General features: G+C 64.1%; 18 protein-coding genes (1 of these 18 running past the window's edge). 12 read left to right on the top strand and 6 right to left on the bottom strand.

Going from position 1 to position 15647, the window contains the following annotated elements; all coding sequences use genetic code 11:
* Nucleotides 1-42 precede the first annotated feature (42 nt).
* Nucleotides 43-645 (bottom strand): TetR family transcriptional regulator, encoded by a 603-nt coding sequence (locus G8O24_RS13730; protein WP_244645842.1) that lies wholly within the window; start codon nucleotides 643-645, stop codon nucleotides 43-45.
* 207 nt (nucleotides 646-852) lie between these two features.
* Between G8O24_RS13730 and G8O24_RS13725 the strand changes: the two genes are divergently transcribed.
* Together G8O24_RS13725 and G8O24_RS13720 are read left to right on the top strand one after the other, a co-directional pair.
* Nucleotides 853-2025 carry an acetyl-CoA C-acetyltransferase gene (locus G8O24_RS13725; protein ID WP_188100024.1) on the top strand — a complete coding sequence of 391 codons (1173 nt, stop codon included), beginning with the start codon at nucleotides 853-855 and terminating at the stop codon, nucleotides 2023-2025.
* A 174-nt stretch (nucleotides 2026-2199) separates the two neighbouring features.
* Nucleotides 2200-3744: an acyl-CoA synthetase gene (locus G8O24_RS13720; protein ID WP_188100022.1), complete on the top strand. Its 1545-nt coding sequence runs from the start codon at nucleotides 2200-2202 to the stop codon at nucleotides 3742-3744.
* Between the two features lie 3 nt (nucleotides 3745-3747).
* Here the strand turns inward: G8O24_RS13720 and G8O24_RS13715 are convergent, their stop codons facing one another.
* On the bottom strand, nucleotides 3748-4290 hold the full coding sequence (locus G8O24_RS13715; RefSeq protein ID WP_188100020.1) for a methylated-DNA--[protein]-cysteine S-methyltransferase: 543 nt from the start codon (nucleotides 4288-4290) through the stop codon (nucleotides 3748-3750).
* A 136-nt stretch (nucleotides 4291-4426) separates the two neighbouring features.
* Here G8O24_RS13715 and G8O24_RS13710 point away from each other — a divergent pair, with 136 nt between their 5' ends.
* From G8O24_RS13710 to G8O24_RS13690, 5 genes are all read left to right on the top strand, one after another.
* Nucleotides 4427-5245 (top strand): alpha/beta fold hydrolase, encoded by an 819-nt coding sequence (locus G8O24_RS13710; protein ID WP_188100019.1) that lies wholly within the window; start codon nucleotides 4427-4429, stop codon nucleotides 5243-5245.
* 2 nt (nucleotides 5246-5247) lie between these two features.
* The gene (locus G8O24_RS13705) at nucleotides 5248-6060 is read left to right on the top strand and encodes an alpha/beta fold hydrolase (protein WP_188100017.1); all 813 of its coding nucleotides are present in this window, start codon (nucleotides 5248-5250) and stop codon (nucleotides 6058-6060) included.
* A 161-nt stretch (nucleotides 6061-6221) separates the two neighbouring features.
* Nucleotides 6222-6899 (top strand): GntR family transcriptional regulator, encoded by a 678-nt coding sequence (locus G8O24_RS13700; protein WP_188100015.1) that lies wholly within the window; start codon nucleotides 6222-6224, stop codon nucleotides 6897-6899.
* Between the two features lie 137 nt (nucleotides 6900-7036).
* Nucleotides 7037-7837, top strand: coding sequence for a phytanoyl-CoA dioxygenase family protein (locus tag G8O24_RS13695; RefSeq protein WP_188100013.1), 801 nt, complete (start codon nucleotides 7037-7039; stop codon nucleotides 7835-7837).
* Nucleotides 7838-7996: 159 nt separating this feature from the next.
* Nucleotides 7997-9319: an NAD(P)H-dependent oxidoreductase gene (locus G8O24_RS13690; protein WP_188100011.1), complete on the top strand. Its 1323-nt coding sequence runs from the start codon at nucleotides 7997-7999 to the stop codon at nucleotides 9317-9319.
* Here G8O24_RS13690 and G8O24_RS13685 read toward each other — a convergent pair.
* Entirely contained in the window at nucleotides 9264-9881 is a 618-nt protein-coding gene (locus G8O24_RS13685; RefSeq protein ID WP_188100009.1) for a GNAT family N-acetyltransferase, read from the bottom strand. The genes G8O24_RS13690 and G8O24_RS13685 overlap by 56 nt on opposite strands.
* Before the next feature lie 111 nt (nucleotides 9882-9992).
* Nucleotides 9993-10373: a MerR family transcriptional regulator gene (locus tag G8O24_RS13680; RefSeq protein WP_188100007.1), complete on the bottom strand. Its 381-nt coding sequence runs from the start codon at nucleotides 10371-10373 to the stop codon at nucleotides 9993-9995.
* Between the two features lie 146 nt (nucleotides 10374-10519).
* Between G8O24_RS13680 and G8O24_RS13675 the strand changes: the two genes are divergently transcribed.
* Nucleotides 10520-11251 (top strand): alpha/beta fold hydrolase, encoded by a 732-nt coding sequence (locus tag G8O24_RS13675; RefSeq protein WP_311972292.1) that lies wholly within the window; start codon nucleotides 10520-10522, stop codon nucleotides 11249-11251.
* A 52-nt stretch (nucleotides 11252-11303) separates the two neighbouring features.
* Here G8O24_RS13675 and G8O24_RS13670 read toward each other — a convergent pair whose 3' ends face one another.
* Complete coding sequence (locus G8O24_RS13670; RefSeq protein WP_188100003.1) at nucleotides 11304-12170, bottom strand: L,D-transpeptidase; 867 nt, start codon at nucleotides 12168-12170, stop codon at nucleotides 11304-11306.
* A 313-nt stretch (nucleotides 12171-12483) separates the two neighbouring features.
* On the opposite strand from G8O24_RS13670, the gene G8O24_RS13665 reads away from it, so the two are divergent.
* The 3 genes from G8O24_RS13665 (at nucleotide 12484) to G8O24_RS13655 (ending at nucleotide 13338) form a co-directional block, all read left to right on the top strand.
* On the top strand, nucleotides 12484-12663 hold the full coding sequence (locus G8O24_RS13665) for a hypothetical protein (RefSeq protein WP_188100001.1): 180 nt from the start codon (nucleotides 12484-12486) through the stop codon (nucleotides 12661-12663).
* A gap of 84 nt (nucleotides 12664-12747) precedes the next feature.
* Nucleotides 12748-12945, top strand: a complete 198-nt coding sequence (locus G8O24_RS13660; RefSeq protein WP_210324906.1) for a hypothetical protein — start codon at nucleotides 12748-12750, stop codon at nucleotides 12943-12945.
* Nucleotides 12946-13098: 153 nt separating this feature from the next.
* A complete protein-coding gene (locus G8O24_RS13655; RefSeq protein WP_188099997.1) occupies nucleotides 13099-13338 on the top strand; it encodes a hypothetical protein in 240 nt (79 codons plus the stop codon).
* 51 nt (nucleotides 13339-13389) lie between these two features.
* Here the strand turns inward: G8O24_RS13655 and dapD are convergent, their stop codons facing one another.
* Nucleotides 13390-14394, bottom strand: a complete 1005-nt coding sequence (gene dapD, locus G8O24_RS13650; protein WP_249778721.1) for a 2,3,4,5-tetrahydropyridine-2,6-dicarboxylate N-succinyltransferase — start codon at nucleotides 14392-14394, stop codon at nucleotides 13390-13392.
* Nucleotides 14395-14747: 353 nt separating this feature from the next.
* Here dapD and G8O24_RS13645 point away from each other — a divergent pair, with 353 nt between their 5' ends.
* A protein-coding gene (locus G8O24_RS13645; protein WP_188099996.1) for a TRAP transporter substrate-binding protein crosses the window boundary here: on the top strand, nucleotides 14748-15647 show its 5' portion. 192 nt of this gene lie beyond the right edge of the window; 900 of the gene's 1092 nt are visible here — the first part of the coding sequence; it begins with the start codon at nucleotides 14748-14750; its stop codon lies beyond the right edge, outside the window.

Below are 15647 nucleotides of genomic sequence, written 5' to 3'. Positions count from 1 at the left end.
TCCTTGGGCGTTTCTTCTCTAGACTTGTGAGTCCTGGCCGGATTATCCGGCCGCGGCAGCTTCCCCGGCTTGCGTGAGGATGCCGCCGCAGATCAGCGTTTCCATGTGCTTGATGTATTGCCGGCAGACGTCGTCGGTGACCGGGCCGACGCCGGTCGCGCGAGACATCGCGTGCCGGCCGAAGAACAGATGATCGCAGGCGCCGATCAGGCTGGTGTAAAACAGCACCGGATCGGTCTGGCGGAACTCGCCGCGGCTGACGCCTTCCTCGAGCAGCCGGCGATGAAAGTCGAACAGCGGCGCGACGAAGAATTTTGAGACTTCGTCGGCGGACTCAGCCACGCTCTCGTGCAGCAGATAGTGGATCAGCCGGTTCATGTAGGGGAACCGGTGATAGGCGCGGATGATGCCGGCGATGTGCAGCTTCAGCTTCGCCGTCGCCGTGATCGGCTGCGCCAAGAGATATTCGAGATTGGACATCTCGGTCGCGGCATCGCGCGCGAGCAGCGCCAGCAGCAGGCCGTCCTTGTTGCCGAAATGATATTTGACCAGCGCGGCATTGGCGCCCGACTTCTGCGCGATGTCCGAGAGCGAGATCTCGATCGAGGAGCGTTCGATCATCAGCTCGCTGGCGGCCACGAGCAATTTCTCTGCCGTGGAATTTTTCCCGCTGGGGAGCCGGCTCGGTACGCTGGTATTCACGGAGATCCCTTGCTCTCGCCGCTTGAGGCGGGCCGCAGATAAGCCCAAGCAGCGCCTTCCCACAAGAGTTAATTGATCGATTGACTAAACGATAGTCTGCCCCTTAAAACAGCGACAACTCAATTCAGAACAATCATGGGAGAGACCGAAATGGCCGAGGCTTACATCGTCGCCGCAGCGCGTACCGCCGGCGGGCGCAAGGGGGGCCGCCTCGCCGGCTGGCATCCGGCCGATCTCGCCGCGAAAGTGCTGGACGAGCTGGTCGACCGCACCAAGGTCGATCCCGCCCTGGTCGAGGACGTGATCATGGGCTGCGTGATGCAGGTCGGGGAGCAGTCCAACAACGTCGCGCGCAACGCGATCATGGCCTCGAAACTGCCGGAGAGCGTGCCGGGCACCTCGATCGACCGGCAGTGCGGTTCCTCGCAGCAGGCGCTGCACTTCGCGGCGCAAGCCGTGATGTCCGGCACCATGGACGTGGTGATCGCCGCCGGCGTGGAATCGATGACGCGCGTGCCGATGGGCCTGTCGTCGCAGTTGCCGGCCAAGAACGGCTTTGGCAATTACAAGAGCCCGGGCATCGAGAAGAAGTATCCGAACATCGTGTTCAGCCAGTTCACCGGCGCCGAGATGATGGCCGAGAAGTACGGCCTGTCGAAGGACGACCTCGACGAATATTCTTTCCAGAGCCATCAGCGCGCGATCGCAGCGACGCAAGCTGGTCACTTCAAGAAGGAAATCGTGCCGCTGGAGATCACCCGCGCGGATGGCTCTAAGGACACCCATCACATCGACGAGGGCATCCGCTTCGATGTCACCCTCGACGGCATCAAGGGCGTCAAGCTGATCGCCGAGAACGGCAAGCTCACCGCGGCCAGCGCCAGCCAGATCTGCGACGGCGCCTCGGGCGTCATGGTGGTGAGCGAGCGCGGCCTGAAACAGCTCGGCGCCACGCCGCTGGCGCGCATTCATCATATGACCATGACCGGCGGCGATCCGGTCATCATGCTTGACGCGCCCTTGCACGCCACGAAGAAGGCGCTGGAAAAGGCCGGCATGACGATCGACGATATCGACCTGTTCGAGGTCAACGAGGCCTTCGCCTCGGTGCCAGCAGGCTGGCTGAAGACCACCGGTGCTGATCCCGCCCGCCTGAACGTCAATGGCGGTGCCATTGCGCTCGGCCATCCGCTCGGCGGCTCCGGCACCAAGCTGATGACGACGTTGGTCCACGCCCTGCACCAGCGCGGCAAGCGCTACGGCCTTCAGACCATGTGCGAAGGCGGCGGCATGGCCAACGTGACGATTGTGGAGCGGTTGTAAGGCCGAGACTTCGCCACACGAACGATGTCGTCCCGGCGGAGGCCGGGACCCATAACCACTGGACTTCGTGGTTAGGGCGAACTGGAGCGCCATCGCGTTTCAACAATCTGCATCGGTGGTTATGGATCCCGGCCTTTGCCGGGATGACACCGTTTCTGTTGCGAGATTTCCGACATGTCTCACCCCTCCATCCACGCCCGCACCACGCCCGACAAGATCGCCTACCAGATGGCCGGCACCGGTAAGGCGATCACCTATCGCGAGCTAGACGAACTCTCGAACCAGGGCGCGCAACTCTTTCGCTCGCTGGGGCTGAAGGCCGGCGACCACATCGCACTGCTGATGGAAAACCGCCTCGCCTTCATGGAGATCTGCTGGGCGGCGCAACGCAGCGGGCTCTATTACACCGCGATCAGCCGCTATCTGAAGCAGGACGAGATCGACTACATCATCGCCGATTGCGGCGCCAAGGTCGTGATCACCACGCCGAAATGCGCCGACCAGGTCAAGGGCCTGATCGAGGGTACGCCGGGCGAGCCGATCTTCTACATGATGGACGAGCCGCTACCCGGCTTCCGCTCTTACGACAAGGAAGCAGCCGCGCAACCGATCACGCCGATCGCAGACGAGGTCGCCGGCTACGACATGCTGTATTCGTCCGGCACGACCGGACGGCCGAAAGGCGTCAAGAAGGCGTTTGAAGGCAAGGCGATCGACACGCCGAATCCGCTGCTGAAGGTGCTCTGCGCCGACATGTGCGGCATGAATGCCGAAAGCATCTATCTCTCGCCCGCGCCGCTCTATCACGCGGCTCCCTTGCGCTTCAACATGATGGCGATCGTGCTCGGCGGCACCTCCATCATCATGGAGCATTTCGACGCCGAGGATTTTCTCGGGCTGGTCGAGAGATACAAGGTCACGCAATCCCAGCTCGTGCCGACCATGTTCGTGCGTATGCTGAAGCTGCCAGACGATGTCCGCGCAAAGTACAACGTCTCGACGCTGAAGGGCGCGATCCACGCCGCGGCGCCCTGCCCGATCGACGTCAAGGCCAGGATGATCGAATGGTGGGGGCCGATCCTGATCGAGTATTACGCGGGTTCGGAAGGTAACGGCGTCACCGTGTGCAGCTCGCAGCAATGGCTGGAGCATCGCGGCAGCGTCGGCCGCGCCGTGGTCGGCAAGATCAAAATTCTGGACGAGAACGACGAGGAGCAGCCGACAGGCGAGATCGGCACGGTCTACTTTGCCGACGCGCCCGCTTTCACCTATCACAACGACCCTGAGAAGACGAAGAAGGCCTACAACGCCAGGGGCTGGTCGACGCTCGGCGACGTCGGCTATCTCGACAAGGATGGCTTCCTCTATCTCACCGACCGCAAGTCCTACATGATCATCTCCGGCGGCGTGAACATCTATCCGCAGGAGACCGAGGACTTGCTGATCACTCACCCCGAGGTCGCCGACGTCGCGGTGTTCGGCGTGCCGAACGAGGAGATGGGCGAAGAGGTCAAGGCCGTGGTGCAGCCGCACGACATGACGCGCGCTGGCAAGGCGCTGGAGGCCGAGCTGATCGCCTATTGCAAGACACGTCTGTCGGCCATCAAGTGCCCGCGCTCAATCGATTTCGAAGCCGAGCTGCCGCGTACGCCGACGGGCAAGCTGGTGAAGCGGCATCTGCGCGACAGATATTGGCCGAAAACGACGGCAAAGATTTGAGCCTCAATCGAACAAGCTCGGCGTGTGGTTCACCAGCGCGCCTTCGATCTCCAGCATCTTCAGCTTGGTCACCACGCCGCCATTGGCCGAGAAGCCGCCGGGCTTGTTGCCGGCCGCGAGCACGCGATGGCAGGGCACGACGATCGGGCACGGGTTGCGGCCGAGGGCCTGGCCGACATCGCGCGACAGCTGAACGCCGCCGAGCTGCTTGGCGATGTCGCCGTAGGTGATGGTCTTGCCAGGCGGGATCGCACGGGCAATCCCGTAGACGCCGCGGTTGAACTCGGGCACGCCGTCGAGATCGAGCGCGATGTCGGTGAGGTCATCAGGCTCGCCCGCGAGCAGCTTGGTCATGCGGTCGATCGCGTGCTGCACCTCAGGCGTCGGCTCGGCCTCGGTGGCGTCGGCATGGCGCTGGCTGATGCGGGTGCGGATCTTCTGCTCGCCGCCCATCGGGAGCTGCGTGCCGTTGATGCCGCGCGGGCCCCAGGCGATCGCGCAGAGGCCGATCCTGGTGTCGAACAGGGCAAAATGCTGGTCGGTCATGGCGTGGTTCCTGAGCTTGCGTCCTTCTCGCATGCCCCCATTGTGCTCTCGGCCTAAATCTAGGCTTGGAAATAGTTGCGATCCACCCGGTTTCCGGGAATCTTGCACAGGAGTTCCGCCCGCTAGCGAGTCCAGAATGCAAAGCCTCTACGTCTTTGGTTATGACATGCCCTATCTCGACGTGGGCGATGACAGAGACAGGCCACCGCTGGTCTGCGTGCACGGCTCGCTCTCGGATTTCCGTGTCTGGGGCTGCGTGCTCGGGCCGCTGACGCAGCGGCACCGGATGATCGTCCCCTCCTTGCGGCACTTCTTCCCGGCGAAGTGGGACGGCGTTGGCGATACCTATTCGATCGCGCAGCATGTCAGTGACGTCATCGCCTTTGTCGAGAAGCTGGACCTCGGCCCCGTCGACCTGATGGGCCATTCCCGCGGCGGGCACATCTGCTTTCGCGTGGCGCAGCAGCGGCCCGATCTGTTGCGCCGGCTGGTGCTGGCCGAGCCCGGGGGCGAGCTCGATGCGAGCCTCGATCCGGACTATGTCGGCGGCCCCTCGCCGCTGCTGGCGCGATTTACGGCTTCGGCAGAAAAGATCGCGGCGGGCGATGTTGACGGCGGCCTTGCCGTGTTCGTCGACACGCTGGAAGGCGCCGGCACCTGGCCGCGGCTGCCGGCGATGGTGAAGCAGAATTTGCGTGACAACGCCTATACCCTCATTGGCCAGGTTCGCGACAATCGCCCGCCGTTCTCGAAGGCGGATGCGGAACAGATCAAGATGCCGACGCTGTTCATCCTGGGCGCGCGCACCAAGGGCCTCTTGCCGAAGGTGCTGCACGCGCTCGCCGCGCATGTGCCTTATTCCAAGACGGCGATCATCCCGAACGCGACGCATCCGATGTTCGAGCAGGCGCCGCAGAAATATTCCGAAGTGGTGCTGGATTTTCTGGCGAGCTGATCATGCAGAGCTTTCGCGTCAACGGTTACGACATGGCTTATCTCGACGTCGGCGAGGGCCGGCCGCTGGTCTGCGTGCACGGCACGCTAGGTGATTTCCGTACCTGGTATCCGGTGCTCGGCCCGCTGTCGAAGAACCATCGGGTGATCGCGATCAGCCTGCGGCATTTCTTTCCCGAGCATTGGGATGCTGTCGGCGACGATTACAAGATGGCGCAGCATGTCGCCGATACCATCGCCTTCATCGAGCAGGTCGAGCCCGGCCCCGTCGACCTGATGGGCCATTCGCGCGGCGGGCACATCGCCTTTCGCATCGCGCAGGCGCGGCCGGATCTGCTGCACAAGCTGGTGCTGGCCGAGCCCGGCGGCGACCTCGATGCCAGCCTGCCGGTGCCGGAGGGCACGCCGGCGCATCCGCCGCTGGCGGCGAAGACGATCCGCTCGGTCGAGATGATCCGCGCCGGCGACATCGAGGGCGCGCTGCAGAATTTCTATGACGGCATCGAAGGCGACGGCGCGTGGCGGCGCGTGCCAGCGGCGGCCAAGCAGCAACTGCGCGACAACACGCTGACCTTGCTCGGCCAGATCAACGAGCAGCGCCGGCCCTACACGCTCGGCGATGCGCAGGCGATCAAGACGCCGACATTGCTGATCGGCGGCGGCGCGACCACCGGCAGCTTGTCGGTGATGTGGCGCGTGCTGGCCGCGCACATCGCCGGCAGCAAGACCGCGGTGATCGACAATGCCGGCCACTGGATGTTCGAGCAGGCGCCGCTTGAGTTCGGCGAGGTGGTGAGCCGCTTCCTGGCGGAGTAGGTGCCGCCGCACGTTTTCGAAAACAACCCCATGCACAGTAGGGCGGTCCAACAAGATCAATGGGTTGGAGCGCCATGACGCGGTGGCGTTGACGGCCGCCCCCTCCTGAGCTAACTTCGAATACGGAATTCCGTATTCCATCTCGATCTGGAGCTACAGGCGTGATCCCGCTCGACCCGCTCCCCAACCTGATCGACCAGGTCTATGCCCGGATCCTGGAGGCGATCTCTGACCGCACGCTTGAGCCCGGCCAGCGGATTCGCCAGAACGAGCTCGCCGACAAGCTCGGCGTGTCGCGCCAGCCGGTGTCGCATGCGCTGCATCTGTTGCACCGGCAGGGGCTCGTCGCCGAAAGCGGCAAGCGCGGCTTTGAAGTCACCCAGCTCGATCCCGCGCGCATCCGGCAGCTCTACGAGGTGCGCGGCGCGATCGATGCACTCGCGGCACGGCTTGCGGCCGAGCGGTCGGCGACCGACGCGGCGGGCCGGGCGCGGCTGGAGGCGGCGCTCGCCGCCGGTCGCCGCATCGATCGCAAGACTGATCTGGCCGAGCTGATCGCGCTCGATGTCGAATTTCATCGCGCCATCTATCAGCTCGCCGGCAACCCCGTGATCGAGGAGACGATCACGCCGCAATGGCCGCATATGCGCCGCTCGATGGCGACCGTGCTGTCGGAGCTCGACTATCGCGGCAGCGCATGGGCCGAACATGCCGACATCGCAAAGCACATTTTCGCGGGCGACGCTGACGCGGCCGAAGGCGCCGCGCTGGCGCATGCACAGACGGCGGGACGGATGACCGAGGAGAGATTGAGAGCGACGGACGAGGTGGCGGCGTAACACGCCGTCATGCCCGGCCTTGTGCCGGGCATCCACGTTCTTCTTAACGTGGAAGCAAAGACGTGGATGGCCGGGTCAAGTCCGGCCATGACGGTGGAGCGAACAACAAACAAAACGACAAGCAGGAGGACGACCCCATGAAACTGTCCCGAGAGCAATTGGAGTTCTTCCACCGCGAGGGCTGGCTGTTCCTGCCCGAGCTGTTTGCCCAGGAGGAGGTCGATCTGCTCGCGCGCGAGGCGATCGGCATCTATGACGCCAACCGGCCCGAGGTCTGGCGCGAGAAGAGCGGCGCGCCGCGCACCGCCTTTGCCGCGCATCTCTACAATGAGGCGTTCGGCATTTTGGGCGCGCATCCGCGCATGATCGAGCCGGTCGAGCAGGTGTTCGGCGAGCCCGTCTACATGCACCAGTTCAAGATCAACGCGAAATCGGCCTTCACCGGCGACGTCTGGCAGTGGCACCAGGATTACGGCACCTGGAAGCGCGACGACGGCATGCCGGAGCCGCGCGCGATGAACATCGCGATCTTCCTCGACGAGGTGATGCCGATCAACGGCCCCCTGATGCTGGTGCCGCGCAGCCAGAACGCCGGCGACCTGCAGGCCTCGCACGATCTTTCGACCACCTCGTACCCGCTGTGGACGCTGGACGAGGACACCGTGACGCGCCTGGTCAAGCAGGGCGGCATCGTGGCCCCGACTGGCAAGCCCGGCGGCATGCTGATGTTCCACGGCAATCTCGTGCATGGATCAAGCGGCAACATCACGCCCTACCCGCGCAAGATCGTCTACCTGACGCTGAATGCGGTTTCGAACTACATTCGCACACCGACGCGGCCGGAGTACATCGCGCATCGCGATTTCACGCCGATCAAGACGGTGGACGATGACGCGCTGCTGCGGCTGGCACGTGCGCCGCGCCAGGCGGCAGAGTGAACTCACTTGCGAAACATCCCTGGTTGTCATGCCCGGGCTTGTCCCGGGCATCCACGTTCCAGCCGCGACCAAAGACGTGGATGGCCGGGTCAAGCCCGGCCATGACGAGTTGAGAGAGACGCGCGTCTCACGAAATTCTGCATCACCGGAAAAAGCCCCATGAACCTCTTCCGCCTCCTTCAGGCCCGCGCATCTGCCGGCAAGCCCGTCCGGGTCGCGTTGATCGGCGCCGGCAAATTCGGCTCGATGTTTCTGGCGCAGGTGCCGCATACGCCGGGGCTTGAAGTTCCCATCATCGTCGACATCGACCGCGACCGGGCGCGCGAGGCCTGCCGGACTGTCGGCTGGAGCGCGGAGCGGATCGCGGCGACCGTCTTCACCGATGACGGGGTGCGCGCCATCGCCGGCGGCGCGATGGATGTGGTGGTCGAGGCGACCGGCAATCCCGCCGTCGGCATCCGCCACGCGCGCGCAGCCATCGCGGCAGGCAAGCACATCGTGATGGTGAACGTCGAGGCCGACGTGCTGGCGGGTCCGCTGCTCGCCGAGGAAGCGCGGAAAGCGGGCGTGGTCTACTCGCTCGCCTATGGCGACCAGCCGGCGCTGACGGCGGAGATGGTCGATTGGGCCCGCGCCACAGGCTTTCGTGTCGTCGCCGCCGGCAAAGGGACAAAATATCTGCCCGCTTATCACGACGTGACGCCCGACGGCGTCTGGCAGCATTACGGCCTGACCGCGAGCGAAGCGCAATCGGCCGGCATGAATCCGCAGATGTTCAACTCGTTCCTCGACGGCACCAAATCGGCGATCGAGATGGCGGCGATTGCCAATGCCTGCGGGCTCGACGTGCCGGCGGGCGGGCTGTTGTTTCCGCCCTGTGGCGTCGACGATCTGCCGCACATCATGCGTCCACGGTCGCGCGGCGGCGTGCTGGAGCGGTCGGGCGTGGTGGAGGTCGTCTCGTCGCTGGAGCGCGACGGACGGCCGGTGTTTCGTGATTTGCGCTGGGGCGTCTATGTGGTGCTGGAAGCGCCAAACGACTACGCCGCCGACTGCTTCAAGCAATACGGCCTGAAGACCGATTCCAGCGGCCGCTTCGCGGCGATGTACAAGCCCTATCATTTGATCGGGCTCGAGCTGAACATCTCGGTGCTGTCGGCCGCGCTGCGCGGCGAGCCGACCGGGCAGCCCTTCGGCTTCCGCGGCGACGTCGCTTCCGTCACCAAACGAAACTTGCGCGCCGGCGAGATGCTGGACGGCGAAGGCGGCTACACGGTGTGGGGCAGACTGGTGCCGGCGGCCGCGAGCCTCAAGGCCGGCGCCCTGCCAATCGGGCTCGCGCATCGCCTCAAGCTGAAGCACGACGTCGCCCATGGCGAGATCGTGCGCTGGAGCGATGTGGAGTTCGACGCTGGCAATGAGACGATCAAGACGAGGAAGGCGATGGAAGTGGCGTTCGCGAAGGAAGGGATAGGTCCATGACGAGTTTTGGAAGCAATCGTCCGGCGATCGAACCGGACGGCACCACACCGCAGTCTTCTGCGCCCATCCGTCGATAGAAGGGTGCGGCGTCCGGATCGGCCTCGATCACGAGCTTGTCGGCGCCGAGACTTGCCACTTTGGCGGCGGCCCAAGCCAAGAGAGCCCTGCCGACACCGCCGCTCAGTGCGGACGGCTCGACGAAGAGCTTAAGCAAGTCGGCTTCCTTTCCCACGACCTTGACCTGCGCGACGCCGACGATTTTCCCATGCTCTTCCGCAACGACGATCGAAGTCGATCGCAATTCAAGCGCATCAAACGAGAGCTCACGACGACACATCTCCATGAAGTCGTCGTCGTAACCCCATATTGCCTTCGACCGAAAACATAGCGCCGAAAGCGCAGGCAGCTCTTCGAGAGCCGGAGTTCGCATCAGATACGGCATGCCAATGCCCGGGCTGCGTTTGGCTGGAAGTATACGTCGAATGGCTGGCTTCGCCTCGGGTCGAAAACTGCCGACCCAAAGGCCATCAACGACGTGGCCCTTCGAAAGCCAGAGGTCCATCCTCTCCACGAGTGTCGGCCGTACCGCTGGTCGATCCCGCCTGAACATTCTGGCCACGTTTGCTTCCTCCACATGGCATATCCCACCCCGTCCGCTTAGACCGGCGTCAAATCATCGCTGCAGGCGCACGCCAATCCGAGGCCGTTTCGCGTCTTGACGGAGATAGCCGACGAGAATGTCGCGGCTGGATTCGAGGCAGGCAATGCGTTCTTCGATGCCGCCGATCTCGCGGTTCAGGGTCGCTCGAACCTCATTGCAGAGCTCGAGCTCGGGACGGTCGTTCAGCACACACGGCAACAGCGTGCGGATTGCGTGGAGCTTCAAGCCGGCATCGCTGAACACGCGGATACGCCGCACGAGCTGCTCTTCGGCCGGGCCATAGTCGCGGTAGCCGGAGTCCCGCCGCGAGGGCTGCAGCAATCCTTCTTCTTCATAGTAGCGCAGCATGCGCACGCTGACGCCCGTCCGACGCGACAATTCTCCGATCTGCATCCTCGATCTCCTTGACCCTGACAGCGCTGTGAGACTGTAGCCTGCTGCAGGACTCATTTGAAGAGGTCGGGAGTTTTGGAATGCCTGTCGTTCAAGTTGGCGATGCAAGGGTTGCCTATCAAATTGAAGGATCGGGGCCGGGGTTGGTGCTCGTGCACGGCACCGGCGGCAATTCGCAAACCAATTGGAGCCAGATGGTCGGGCGTCTGGCGGAAAGCCGGACGGTCGTTCGGCCGGATTACTCAGGATCCGGCGCGACGATCGACAAAGGGGGGCCGCTGACGGTCGCGCTGCTTGCCGCCCAGGTGGTCGCCGCTGTGAAGGACGCCGCGGCCGCACCTTTCGATCTCGTCGGCTTCTCCCTTGGCGCGGCGGTCGCGACCTACATCGCGGCCGAATACCCGGATCTGGTCCGGTCGGTCGTCCTGCTCGCCGGCTTCGCGTCGAGCGCCGACGCCCGTCAGACGATGCAGTTCGAGCTATGGCGCGACCTGGTCCGCACGGATCATCGGGCGATGGCGCGCTTCATCCTGATCACCGGCTTCAGCCCGGATTTCCTGTCGAGCCTGGACGATGCTGCGATCAGCGCTGCGGTCGACGAGATCGTCACCAACACCAATTGGGAGGGGATGGCGCGGCAGATCGAACTGGACCTGACCATCGACGTCCGTGACCGGGCGCCGCGCATCGCCAAGCCTGCGCTGGTGATCGGCTGCATCCACGACCACATGGTTCCTCCCGCCCATGCGCGAGAACTCGCGGCCCTCATACCCGGCAGCCGGTATGTGGACATGGCCACAGGCCATCTCGCGCCGCTGGAACAGCCGGACAAATTCGCCGATCTCGTGCTGGATTTCCTGCGGGGCGATCTTGCCTGATGCTGCGCAGAATCTGCTTCCCCGATTGCTGACCGGGGACAACAGGACCGATTTACTGCGCCTGAGCGACCTTCGCTCCGGACGGCAGCATCTGCGCGTTGGCTGCGGTGGGGCGCTTCGAAGGCGATGCGGGGTCCGGCAATCGCGAGGCGGCGTCGGGCGTTGTGGCCTGTGACGGTGCATGGGCCGCGGTTGCCGGAAGCACGATCACCTTCGCTCCGACTTTCACCCGATCGTAGAGATCCTGGACGTCCTCGTTGGTCAGCCGGATGCAGCCGGACGACACCCGCTTGCCGATCGTGTCGGGCTTGTTGGTGCCGTGAATGCGATATTCGGTCTCGCCGAGATACATCGCCCGGGCGCCGAGCGGATTGCCGGGACCGCCCGCCATGAACCGCGGCAAATAGGGCTGACGCGAAATCATCTCTGCCGGCGGACGCCAATCCGGCCATTCCGTCTTGCGGGCCACGGTCTGCTCGCCGGACCAGGTGAATCCCTCGCGGCCGACGCCGATGCCGTAACGCAACGCCTGCCCGTCGTTCAGGACGAGATAGAGGAACGTGTTTCCAGTATCGATGATGATGGTGCCCGGCGCCTGATGGCTGGCATAGTCGACGACCTGCCGCGCGAATTTTCCGGGACCGTCGGCGGCTTTTGGCGGCTCGACCAGAGGAGCCGGGGACGGCGTCGGAGCCGGAGCCTGGGTTGGCGCCGAGACATGGGCCGGGGTCGACACGTAAACCGGGGTCGAGGACGCCGCGGCTTCATGAACGGACGGCTTGCGCATCGGCAGGACGCTGGTCGAGTTGGACCACACGACATACCCGCCTGCGGCAACGGCCGCGGCGCCGATCGCGACGCGTGCGGCCATCGGGAGCGCGAGCGTCTTTGCCTTTCCACGTTTTGCCCGCTTGCCCATGTCTCTCTCCGGATCGCTGCCTCGAAGGGGTAGCCGGCAAGTTTTAATAAACTTCGAAACGCCGTCCGCTCCGGCTGGAACCGTTAAGCGTCGTTAACGCCGGCTTTTGCTCGGCGAAGCGGAGCAGGAAGACATCTGCTCGTGGCGGGAGCGAGGCTGGTCAACAGGAGCAACTGCAAGAGCAGCCGGGGGTCATGAGCCCCTCTCATTTGCTCCCGTGACGCGCATCACAGTCACCCCGAACGGCCTGCGATACAGCTACGACCACGACATGAGAGGGGATGGCACCCTCCTTCAACAGCGGGAGATACACATGACTGAGCATGGCAATCGGAAGCATCAAGAGTTGGACGAGCGTGAACTCGAGACCGTGTGCGGTGGCTTCTATAACGACGGCGGCTGCATCGGTCCGTGGATCGTCGACGGAAAGATCACGACGCATCAGCCTCTCGGCCCGAACCCCTGGCTGCCGGGTGGCATCTTCCACCGCTGAACACCTGACGTCTCAACATTTCTGACACTCACAATCTGAACAGGAGCGACGACAATGCTGAACTCGGAACACGTGAAATCCGGAATGATCGAACTGACTGACGCGGAGTTAGAGGCCGTCGTCGGCGGCAACTGGCTCGGCGATGCCTTCCGCGCCATCGGCGGCGCCATCAAGGACGCCGTCACCTGGGTCGGCGGCCTGATCTTCGGTGGCCTGCAGGGCCCGGGCAACCAGCGCGGTCCGTTCGGACCGGGGTCGGGACCCGGCCAGCCGCCCTTCTGATATCGTCTTTGCCGACTTGCTCGCGAGAGAGAGGTCGCCCCCGTGGGCGGCCTCTCTGCTGTCCGGCCAGGTCATCACGGCCCCACTTGGTCGACATGATTTGGGCCTGACGTCATGGCTGACCGATCAGTAGCCACCGGCTAAGATACCGCGGTGAAACACCCCAATCCAAGACGACAACGATTGATTCGGCGCCTCCAGTGGAGTCCGGACCGTGCGGGCATCGCATGGATGCTGGTGCCGGCGATCATCGCGATCACCATTTTCGCGGCCGTCGTTATCTATCACCCATTCTTGCCACAGCAGAACGCCGGTGCGGGTTTTGGACCCGACTGGGAGTGCACACCGCAGCCTGCCGGCGAACCCACGTGCATCAAGAAGATCGGCCGATGAGAGCCCATACGCCACGCAGACTTCTGCGTGGGGGCCGGGAGCCGAAACGCCCTAGCCGTGAAGTTGCGCGTTGAGGCCCTCCCAGTTTGGCGTGCGCCTGGTGGCCTCGAGAGCGCCGCTCTGGGAGTTGCGACGAAACAGAAGGCCCTTCTGGCCCGAGAGCTCCTTTGCTTTCAGGACCCGGCCATCCTCCAGCAGGATGCGCGCGCCCGCTGTGATGTAGCAGCCTGCCTCGACGATACAATCATCGCCCAATGAAATGCCGATGCCGGCATTGGCTCCGATCAGGCAGCGCTCGCCAACCGTAATTCTCTCTTTGCCGCCGCCTGACAGCGTGCCCATGATCGACGCTCCGCCGCCGACATCGCTGCCGCGTCCCACCACGACGCCGGCGCTGATCCGGCCTTCGACCATGCAGGGTCCGAGCGTGCCGGCATTGAAGTTGCAGAAGCCCTCATGCATCACCGTCGTGCCCGGCGCCAGATGGGCTCCCAGCCTGACGCGGTCCGCATCAGCAATGCGCACGTCCGCAGGCGTCACGTAGTCGGTCATGCGCGGAAACTTGTCGACGCCAGTCACCTCGAACGCGAGGCCGCGCTTGCGCGCAGCCATTTGCGCCTGCGGCACGCGAACGCCTTCGCACGGACCGAAGCTGGTCCAGGCGACGTTGGGCAGCAGGCCGAAAATCCCGTCGAGGTTCAGGCAATTCGGCCGGACCAGCCGATGGCTGAGCAGATGCAGGCGAAGATAGGCATCGTGCACGTCAACAGGCGCGGATGCGAGGGAGCCAATGTCGGTACGGATGGCAACGATGTCGACATTGCGGATGTCGTCGTGCCGCGCATAACCGTCCGCCGCTTCTCCCAACGACCTGGAGATTTCGTCCGGCGTCAGCCGTGTCGTTGCCGCCTTGTCGGCCTCCGCAACCAGACGCAGCTGAAGAAACCAGGAATCCAGCACGCGACCGTCAGCGGCGATCGTCGCAAAACCCTCGCCTGTCGCGCCCCTCAGCTCCATCGCCATCTCGATTTCCCGCATTGCGATCCCGGACGTCATGCATACGCGAGTTCTCCCGGAATTGGCAACGTCTGGCCGCTCCGGCGCGGCAAGCGGCGCAGACGAGCAGTGGGCGGAGCAGGACACCTCCCGCCAGCCCATGCGGGCGAGCCCGCCGCTCTCGCTGTGCTGCGGCATAGGCGCCGGACGGCGGCATCAGGCTTGATTATCGCGGCGCAGGCGATCATCCTCGCGTGCGGAACCGCAACGATCGGAATTCCGGCAAGAAGAGCCCCGAGAGGGGGCCGTCTCGGAAGCGCTCACTTTTCTCAATCAACAATTGCGAGCTCGACGAGGAAGAAACGACCGCAAGATCGTCCCTGGTCGAAGCATCGGCATCACGGAGGGTACGCATGAAACGTCGTGAATTCCTGAAGGTGACGGGCGCCAGCCTGGCCGCGAGCACCGCGGTCGCCGCGCCCGCGATCGCGCAATCCTCGCCCGAGGTCAAATGGCGCTACGCCACCAGCTGGCCGAAGGCGCTCGATACGCTCTATGGCGGCTGCGAATATTTCTGCAAGAAGGTCGCCGACATCACCGACAACAAATTCCAGATCCAGCCGTTTGCGGCCGGAGAGATCGTTCCGGGCCTGCAGGTGCTCGATGCCGTCTCCAACGGCACCGTCGAGATCGGCAATACCGCGCTCTATTATTATTGGGGCAAGAATCCCGCCTTCACCTTCGCAACTGCGCTGCCGTTCGGACTGAACACGCGTCAGCAGATCTCGTGGCTGCTGTGGGGCGGCGGACAGGATCTCGTCAACGACCTATTGAAGGAGCATAACGTCTACGGCATTCCGACCGGCTCGACCGGCGCGCAGATGGGCGGCTGGTTCAGGAAGGAGATCAAGACCGTCGACGATCTCAAGGGCCTGAAGATGCGCATCGGCGGCTTCGCCGGCACCATCCTCGCCAAGCTCGGCTGCGTGCCGCAACAACTCGCCGGCGGCGACATCTATCCGGCGCTGGAGAAGGGCACGATCGACGCGGCCGAGTGGGTCGGCCCCTATGACGACGAGAAGCTCGGCTTCGCCAAGGTCGCGAAGTACTACTACTATCCCGGCTGGTGGGAAGGCACGAGCCAGGGCCACAACATCATCAACATCGACAAGTGGAACGCCCTGCCCAAGAACTATCAGGCCGCGGTCGACTCGGCCTCGCGCGACACCTTCACCTGGATCACCGGCAAGTACGACGCGCTGAACGCGCCGGCCTTGAAGCGGCTGATCGTCAATGGCGCGATCCTCAAGGGC

It is taken from the genome of Bradyrhizobium campsiandrae (assembly GCF_014529705.1).
GTDB lineage: Bacteria > Pseudomonadota > Alphaproteobacteria > Rhizobiales > Xanthobacteraceae > Bradyrhizobium > Bradyrhizobium campsiandrae.
The sequence above is the reverse complement of the archived record's forward strand: the minus strand, read 5'-3'. Positions and strand labels throughout refer to the sequence as shown.